8 protein-coding genes are annotated in these 7,213 nt (G+C 73.6%); 5 read left to right on the forward strand and 3 right to left on the reverse strand.

Annotation, left to right across the window (positions count from 1 at the left end):
- Positions 1-38: 38 nt before the first annotated feature.
- Positions 39-593 carry a YceI family protein gene (locus ACFRQN_RS25845; RefSeq protein ID WP_074005987.1) on the reverse strand — a complete coding sequence of 185 codons (555 nt, stop codon included), beginning with the start codon at positions 591-593 and terminating at the stop codon, positions 39-41.
- Positions 594-768: 175 nt separating this feature from the next.
- Between ACFRQN_RS25845 and ACFRQN_RS25850 the strand changes: the two genes are divergently transcribed.
- Positions 769-1,071: a hypothetical protein gene (locus tag ACFRQN_RS25850; protein WP_375875488.1), complete on the forward strand. Its 303-nt coding sequence runs from the start codon at positions 769-771 to the stop codon at positions 1,069-1,071.
- A gap of 41 nt (positions 1,072-1,112) precedes the next feature.
- Here ACFRQN_RS25850 and ACFRQN_RS25855 read toward each other — a convergent pair whose 3' ends face one another.
- Entirely contained in the window at positions 1,113-3,923 is a 2,811-nt protein-coding gene (locus ACFRQN_RS25855) for a penicillin acylase family protein (protein ID WP_380742457.1), read from the reverse strand.
- Between the two features lie 193 nt (positions 3,924-4,116).
- Complete coding sequence (locus ACFRQN_RS25860; protein WP_380742459.1) at positions 4,117-5,130, reverse strand: zinc-binding dehydrogenase; 1,014 nt, start codon at positions 5,128-5,130, stop codon at positions 4,117-4,119.
- A 99-nt stretch (positions 5,131-5,229) separates the two neighbouring features.
- On the opposite strand from ACFRQN_RS25860, the gene ACFRQN_RS25865 reads away from it, so the two are divergent.
- The 4 genes from ACFRQN_RS25865 to ACFRQN_RS25880 all read left to right on the forward strand — a co-directional run bounded on the left by ACFRQN_RS25865 (position 5,230) and on the right by ACFRQN_RS25880 (position 7,127).
- The gene (locus ACFRQN_RS25865) at positions 5,230-5,892 is read left to right on the forward strand and encodes a TetR/AcrR family transcriptional regulator (protein ID WP_380742461.1); all 663 of its coding nucleotides are present in this window, start codon (positions 5,230-5,232) and stop codon (positions 5,890-5,892) included.
- A gap of 121 nt (positions 5,893-6,013) precedes the next feature.
- On the forward strand, positions 6,014-6,370 hold the full coding sequence (locus ACFRQN_RS25870) for a zinc ribbon domain-containing protein YjdM (protein WP_117486841.1): 357 nt from the start codon (positions 6,014-6,016) through the stop codon (positions 6,368-6,370).
- A gap of 152 nt (positions 6,371-6,522) precedes the next feature.
- Positions 6,523-6,675, forward strand: coding sequence for a hypothetical protein (locus tag ACFRQN_RS25875; protein ID WP_158077791.1), 153 nt, complete (start codon positions 6,523-6,525; stop codon positions 6,673-6,675).
- The gene (locus tag ACFRQN_RS25880) at positions 6,675-7,127 is read left to right on the forward strand and encodes a MarR family winged helix-turn-helix transcriptional regulator (protein WP_380742463.1); all 453 of its coding nucleotides are present in this window, start codon (positions 6,675-6,677) and stop codon (positions 7,125-7,127) included. Before ACFRQN_RS25875 ends, ACFRQN_RS25880 begins: the two co-directional genes overlap by 1 nt.
- The last annotated feature ends 86 nt before the right edge of the window (positions 7,128-7,213 follow it).

Here is a 7,213-nt window from a genome sequence, read left to right on the forward strand (position 1 = left end):
GGGCATTCCGGGCCCGTTCCGGGCGGGGCGGGTCCGGATCAGGCGCTCTGGCGGACCGCGGAGATGTCGAACTCCAGGACGACCTTGTCGCCGACCAGGACGCCGCCGCCCTCCAGGGCCGCGTTCCAGGTGACGCCGTACTCCTTGCGGCTGATGGTGACCGAGCCCTCCAGGCCCACCCGGAGGTTGCCGTACGGATCGACGGCGTTGCCGGTGTACTCGAAGTCGATGGTGACCGGGCGGGTGGTGTCCTTGATGGTGAGGTCGCCGGTGACCCGGAAGTCGCTGTCGGAGCGCGCCTCGACCGCGGTGGAGCGGAAGGTGATGTCGGGGAACGTGGGGGCGTCCAGGAAGTCGTTGGTGCGCAGGTGCTGGTCGCGCTGCTCCACGCCGGTGTCGATGCTCTCGGCCTTGATCACCACCTGGCCGGAGGAACGGGACGGGTCGGCGCCGTCCAGGTGGGCGGTGCCCTCGAACTGGTGGAACGCGCCCCGGACCTTGGTCACCATGGCGTGGCGGGCGACGAAGCCGATCCGGGTGTGGGTGGGGTCGAGGACGTAGTCGCCGGTGAGTTCGGAGAGGTTGGCGGTCATGGTCGGCATGCCTCCTGGTGCGGGTCCCGGGTCTCGGCCCGGGGCTGGTCGGGCGGTCCCCGGACCACGCTAGGGGCAGTTCCCGCGGGTCGCGCGTCGGGCTGGGCCTAAGTGGGGCACGGGGTGGGAAGGCTCGCGGGGTACGTCGGAGGAGCGGGGAGACGAGGGGGCCGGATTGGACAGCGGGATACGGGCGATGGTCGACGCGGTCGGCGAGGCGGAGCGGCAGGTGCGGGAGAACGCGCTGCCGAAGGCGCGGGACAGCGCCCGCGAGAGGGTCCCGGAGAAGGAGGAGGCGGCGCTGCTGGGTGCGCTCGCCGGGCTGGTGGAGAGCATCGGGGAGCTGGCGGGCGCGGTCGGCGACCGGGTGACGAACCGGGGTACGGCCAGGACGTACACGGTCGCGGGCAGGCGGCTGCGGAGCGAGGCCGGCAACCTGCGGGGCGACGAGGACGAGACCGCGGCGCGGTCCAGGTGACCGGCCGCCGGTGCCCCCGGCCGGGGCACCGGCGGTGTCGCTCAGCGGTGGCTCGGGAACTGCACCACCTGCTGGTAGGTCGGGCGGTTCTGCCAGGTGGTCTTGGCGTCCGTCACGCCGCCCAGCGGGCGCTGGATGATCGTGTCGGCGCACCACTGGTCGCCGGCCGCGCAGTCCGCGTCGCCCGGGTAGACCTGGGCCGGCGTCCGGGCGGCGGCCTGCTTCAGGGTGGTCAGCAGGACGGTCCGGCAGGCCGCGAGGTCGCCGCCGCCGCAGAACGGCCGGGCCAGCGGGCCGGCCACCCGGTCGCCGAGGACGGCGCGCAGGTCCTTGTCCAGGTAGCTCCACCAGCCGTACTGGAAGGCCGAACCCTTGTGCGGGATGGCCTCGTTGGCGCTCACCGGGCCGCCGCCGGGGCCGGTCTGCCCGCCCGAGGGGGACTCGTTGATCTGGAGGGCGCCGGTCAGCGCGCCGAACAGCGGGTCGCCGAGGCCCGGCCGCATGACACCCTCGGCGACCAGCGGCCACCAGGCGTCCATCACCCGGATCGCGGTGGCGTCCGCGTAGCCGTGGCTGCCCGGTGAAGTCTCCTTCCGCTGCCCTCCGTTGGCGAGCCAGGCCTCCAGTTGTTGCAGGGCGGTGAGGGTGGCCTGGTCGGTGACGGGCGCGCTGCGCAGTACGCGGATCAGGTCGGGCAGCACGTCCTCGGCCCGCAGGTCGGCCAGGGCGGCGCCCTCCATGGCCTGGGTGAGCGAGACCCGGCTCACCTTGCCGCCGTTCCCGAGCAGGGACTTGACCCGGTCGTCCAGCAGGTTGCCGCGGTGCACCGAGCCGTTGCCGAAGCCGGCCGAGGTGTAGCCGTTCGCCTGCTTGTTGTTCCAGGAGATGTAGTAGTCCTGGTTGACGGACTGCGGGTGCTCGGCCGCCGGGGTGTACCGGGCGGTGTTGGCGACGGGATCGAAGTCGGCCCACTCGTAGGCGGGTTGGGCCTTCACGGGGAGCCCGGGGTCGACGCCGGGGGCGCGGACCGGGTTGCTGCCGGAGTTGTAGTACGCGATGTCGCGCGAGTCGGCGTAGAACCAGTTGAAGGTGTAGTTGATGTCCTGCGCCGCCTGCTGGAACCCCGCAGCGTCGTGCACCGCGCCGGGGTCGTTCAACTCCTGGAAGCCGATGATGGATTCGGCCTCGTGCCGGTAGGTGGAGCGCAGCGAGGTGAAGGCGACGGGTGCGCCGCCGACTGTGCCGCGCGCGGTGACCAGGCCGTACCGGGAGCGGTTCATCACCAGGGTGTAGGACCCGGCCGGGGTGGAGTCGGCGGTGGTCGGGTTCCAGGCGTTCTTGCGTTCCAGCCGGTCGAAGGGCAGGCACTGGCCGTGCCAGCTATAGGAGTTGGCGGCGGTGGTGACCGGGGAGCCGTCGGTGGTGCAGAGCGGGACGGCGTAGGTGTCGGTGATGTCCTGCCCGGCCGAGGTGGCGCTCCAGGCGTAGTCCTGGCCGCGGCCGAGCTGCACGTAGAAGCTCAGGCCGGCGAAGGCGGCGCCGCGTGCGCTGATCCCGGGGCCCTGGATCTCCTCCAGCATCAGCAGTTGCGGGGCGAAGTAGCCGGTCTGCGGGCCGAACACGGCCACCGGGTGGCCGTCGTCGGTGCGGGCGCCGGAGACCAGCAGGGCGTTGGACATGCCGTGCCGGGCGGTGAGCAGGTTGCCGGGCAGGACGCCGTTCGCCGCGGTGGTGGCGGATTCGGCGGAGCCGGTGGCGTCGTAGACGACCCGCTCGGGCACCACCGAGCCGGGGTCGGGCAGTGCCTCGCCCTGCGGGTGGTCGGGGACGGTGGCGTACGGGAAGCTCTGCCCGTCGTGCAGGGTCTGGACGGCCTCCGGGTCGTCCGCCTCGCGCAGCGACGCCCAGACCGCGTCCCCGGCGTCCTTGCCGTACCGGGCCTCGGCGGCCGACTTGACCTGGGCGGAGGCCAGTTCACCGCCGCCGCCGGAGCCGAACAGGGCGCCGACCACGGAGGCGAGGGCGACCAGGTCGGTCAGCTTGAACGGCTCGATCGAGCCGGCGTTGGTGATCGGGTCGATGTGCCCGGTGAGGTCGTACTCGCCCGGGAAGGTGCGGGCGTTGTAGGACTCCTTGGCGTACTGGTTGACGCCGTCGAGGTAGGCGTTGGCGTCGGTGAGGGCCTGGGTGGCCCGGCCGCCGCGGGCGGCGATGGTGTCGATCTGCTGCTGGAGCTCGGCCTCGGTGTACGGCGCGGCCTGCCAGAAGGTCTGCTCCAGCTGGCGGTTGGCGGCGGCGCCGCCCGCGAAGCCGGACAGCTGGCCGCGGCCGACGTGCCGGAAGAGGTCCATCACCCAGAGCCGGTCCTGGGCGGCGGCGTAGCCCGCGCCGAACTCGGTGCCGTAGCGGGTGGTGCCGGTGATGTGCGGGACGCCGGTGGCCTTGTCGCGCACGATGGCGACGTCCGGGCGCGGGCTGATGGTGCTGGCCACCTGGTCGGCGGGGACGCCGAAGGAGGCGTCGTTGAAGAAGTCGCGCAGCTTGGCCTCGGTCAGGCCGGGGTAGCCGGAGGCGAGGGCGGCGTAGGGGCCGAGCTGGTCGTCGGTGTGCGCGGGGCGGGTGCCGAAGGCCCGGTTGAGCAGGATGTCGGCGAGGGTGGCGTTGCCGTTCTCGCCGGGCGGCAGGATGTCGGCGCAGTGGCCGCCGCAGTAGTCGTTGGCGGCGGCGGTCGCGGGGGCCGGCGCGGCGGCGGTGGGGGTGGTGGTGAGGGCGGCGGTGACGAGCAGGGCCGAGGCGAGGGCGGCGGCCGGGAGTCGGAGGGAGCGGGGGCGTTGGTGTTGGCGTGACCGCAAGGCGGACTCCTCCGTCGAAGTCTCACGGAAGAGTCGACGGTAGGGGTGCTACTGGCCGGTTGGCTAGTGGCGTGCATGCCATTTCCCGTACGGGGGAGCGGAGTTGGCCGTCCGCGGGTCGGTCGGGAAGGAGCGGCACCGCACCTGCCGGGCTCAGTCCGGAGGTGCGGCGCCGGGTCGGTGGCGCGTCGGGTCAGGGCTTGAGCACCAGGCGGATCGGGTCGCCCTCCTTGTGCTCCAGCGCCTCGACCGCACGGGCCGCCTCGGCCAGCGGGAAGGTGCCGCTCACCGAGCGGGAGAACTCCAGCCGGCCGCCGCGGACCAGGTTGACCAGGTCGACGACGTCCTGGCCCTCGGAGCCGTAGTGGCCGCGGATCTGCTGGCGCAGGTAGCTGACCAGGGTGCCGTTGGTGACGGTCAGCGGCTTGTTGGTGAGGCCGACCAGCACCAGGCGGCCGTGCTCGCCGAGGGTGGCCATGGCCTGCTCGCGCACCGGGGCGACCCCGGCGAAGTCGAAGGCGACGGACAGCGGGCGGCCGCCGGTGGCCTCGCGCAGCAGCCCGGCGAAGCCCGGGTCGGCCGGGTCGAGGGCGGCGTCGGCGCCGAAGGCCAGGGCGCGGTCGCGGGCGGCCGGCAGCGGGTCGACGGCGACGATCGGGAAGGCGCCGATCGCCCGCAGCAGCTGCACGCCGTGGGCGCCGAGGCCGCCGACGCCCCAGACGCCGACCGCCTCGGCCGGGCGTACGGCGCCAGTGGCGGTGATCGCGGCCCAGGGGGTGGAGACCGCGTCGGGGATGAAGCAGGCCTGCTCGAAGGGGAGTTCGTCCGGTATCGGCACCAGGGTGGTGGCGGTGGCGAGCGCGTACTCGGCCCAGCCGCCGTCGTAGTCCACGCCGCGGGTGTGCACGACGCCGTCGCGGGTCTCGCCGGCCTGCAGCAGCACCCGGTCGCCGACGGCCGTACCGGTCACGCCCTCGCCGAGGGTGTGCACGGTGCCCGCGACCTCGTGGCCGAGGGTGACCTTGTCGCCCTTGAGGTAGAGCGGCTTGAGCATGCCCTCGATCAGGTGGACGTCGGAGAGGCAGACGCCGGCGGCCTCCACCTTGATCAGCACCTCGCCCGGGCCGGGGGCCGGGACGGGGACCTCCTCCACGGCGAAGGAGCCCTTCGCGACGTCGAGCCGGCCGGCGAGCATCGTGGCGGTCATCGGGACTTCCCTTCTCACGGGGGCGGCGGGTCGGGGGAGTGCCCGCCGCTCCGGAAGTTACTTGTTATTCAACAAGCAAGTTCACACTAGCATGGTGGCATGTCTACGCACGATGAGGACCGAACCGGTGGGGCCGGGGCGCTCCGGGAGGCGCCGGCGCGCCGCACCCAGGCCGAGCGGCGCGCCCGGGCCGAGTCCGCGCTGATCGCCGCCGCCGCCCGGCTGATCGCCGAGCACGGCAGCACCGGGGTCACGCTGGCCAGGGTGGGCGAGGAGGCCGGCTTCAGCCGGGGTCTGGCCACCCACTACTTCGGCTCCAAGGCCGCGCTGCTGGCGCGGCTCCAGGAGGCTGCGCTGGCCGAGGCGATGGCGTCGGCCGCTCCGGCGCGCAGCGGGGCGGGGGCCGCCGAGGAGCTGTGCGGGTTCGCGCGCGGCTGCCTGGAGGGCGTCCGAAACCCGACCGACCTGGGCCGGGCCTTCGTGGTGCTGGGGGCCGAGGCGCTCGCCGGGGCCTCGGAGCTGACCGGCGCGGTGGCGGAGCTGGACGCCCGGACCCGGGCGTGGACGGCCGAGGTGGTCGGGCAGGGGCAGCGGGACGGGGAGGTGCGTCCCGGTGTGGACCCGGTGGCCTTCGCGCCGGCCTTCGTCGGGCTGCTCAAGGGGCTGGTGGTGCAGGCCGCGGCCGCGCCGGAGGCCTTCGACGTGGGGGCGGCGGTCGCGGAGTCCGAGCGCTGGATCCGGCTCGCGCTCACCGCGGGCTGAGGCTGCGGAACGCAGGCGGCCGGGCGGTCCGCGCCGCTGTCGGCCGCTCCGCGCGCAACCCCCGCTGACCTCGCCGATCGCCGCGCGGACCGGATCCGTACGGCCTGGATATCCTGATCCCATGAGCGACAACCTTCCCCCGTGTCCGCAGTGCTCCAGCGAGTACACCTATGAGATGAACGCCCTCATGGTCTGCCCCGAGTGCGGCCACGAGTGGGTGCCCGGCGGGGCCGACGAGGCCGGAGCGCCGGCCGGCGAGCGCGTGATCAAGGACGCCGTCGGCAACGTGCTGAGCGACGGCGACACCGTGACGGTGGTCAAGGCGCTCAAGGTCAAGGGCAGCGTCTCCGGCATCAAGGCCGGCACCAAGGTGCGCAACATCCGCCTGGTGGACGGCGTCGACGGGCACGACATCGACTGCCGCGTCGAGGGTTTCGGTGCGATGCAGCTCAAGTCCAGCGTGGTGAAGAAGGCCTGACCACGGGCCCGAACGGCCGCGCCCCGCCGGGAGGGACTGACGCTGTTGGTTAATTCGGGGTGGCGTTACTCGGCCCCGCTGAGCATCAGCTCGGCGGGGCCGAGTACTGCGAAGTGGCTGGTGCGGGTGCGGGCTCGTGGTGTTTCGGTGAGGTGGGCGTCGATGCGAGCGAGATTGATCGCAGCGCCGGTACGCTCACTTCCGGCCGCTGGGCCCGGGCGACGGCCGAACGCGCGGCGCAGCGGCTCGCCGCCGAGGAGGCGGCCGAGGAAGCCGAGCGGACGAAGGGGATGGTGGACGCCTGATGGAGCGCCTGGACAGCGGCGGGCACCCGGAGGGGAGCGGGAGCGAGGCCGGAGCGGCGGCCCGGGTCTGGCAGGGGATGAACGCCCTCGTGCTGGAACGCTACGACCGCCGCAAGAGCGTCGCCGAAGCCCTCGGCATGAGCTTCAGCCGGGTCAGGGCGCTGCGCAGGCTCGTCGCCGGCCCGATCACCCTGCGGGAGCTGGCCGAGCGGCTGGGCGCCGACCCGCCGTACACCAGCGTCATCGTGGACGACCTGGTGCGGCGCGGCCTCGCCGAGCGCATCACCAACCCGGTCGACCGGCGCTCCAAGCTGGTCCACCTCACCGAGGAGGGCGAGGCGAAGGCCGCGATCGCCACCGGGATCCTCAGCACCCCGCCGGACGCGCTGCTCGCGCTGCCGCCGGAGGACATCCGCATGCTCGACCGGGTGGTGGCGAAGCTGCTGGGCTGAGCCGCCTCTGCCGACCCGTTCGGGGGTCCGCGCCCGCGGCGGAAGGGGCCGGCCCCCCAACCCCCCCGGGGACGCCCCAACAAAAA

Origin of the sequence: Kitasatospora sp. NPDC056800, assembly GCF_042789775.1 — a bacterium.
In the GTDB taxonomy this organism is placed as follows: Bacteria; Actinomycetota; Actinomycetes; order Streptomycetales; family Streptomycetaceae; genus Kitasatospora.

Excerpts from the sequence above, each read along its gene's own strand:
- ACFRQN_RS25845 (WP_074005987.1), bottom strand. The coding sequence starts at position 593 with ATGACCGCCAACCTCTCCGAACTCACCGGCGACTACGTCCTCGACCCC.
- ACFRQN_RS25860 (WP_380742459.1), bottom strand. The coding sequence starts at position 5,130 with ATGACCGCCACGATGCTCGCCGGCCGGCTCGACGTCGCGAAGGGCTCC.
- ACFRQN_RS25865 (WP_380742461.1), top strand. The coding sequence starts at position 5,230 with ATGTCTACGCACGATGAGGACCGAACCGGTGGGGCCGGGGCGCTCCGG.
- ACFRQN_RS25870 (WP_117486841.1), top strand. The coding sequence starts at position 6,014 with ATGAGCGACAACCTTCCCCCGTGTCCGCAGTGCTCCAGCGAGTACACC.
- ACFRQN_RS25880 (WP_380742463.1), top strand. The coding sequence starts at position 6,675 with ATGGAGCGCCTGGACAGCGGCGGGCACCCGGAGGGGAGCGGGAGCGAG.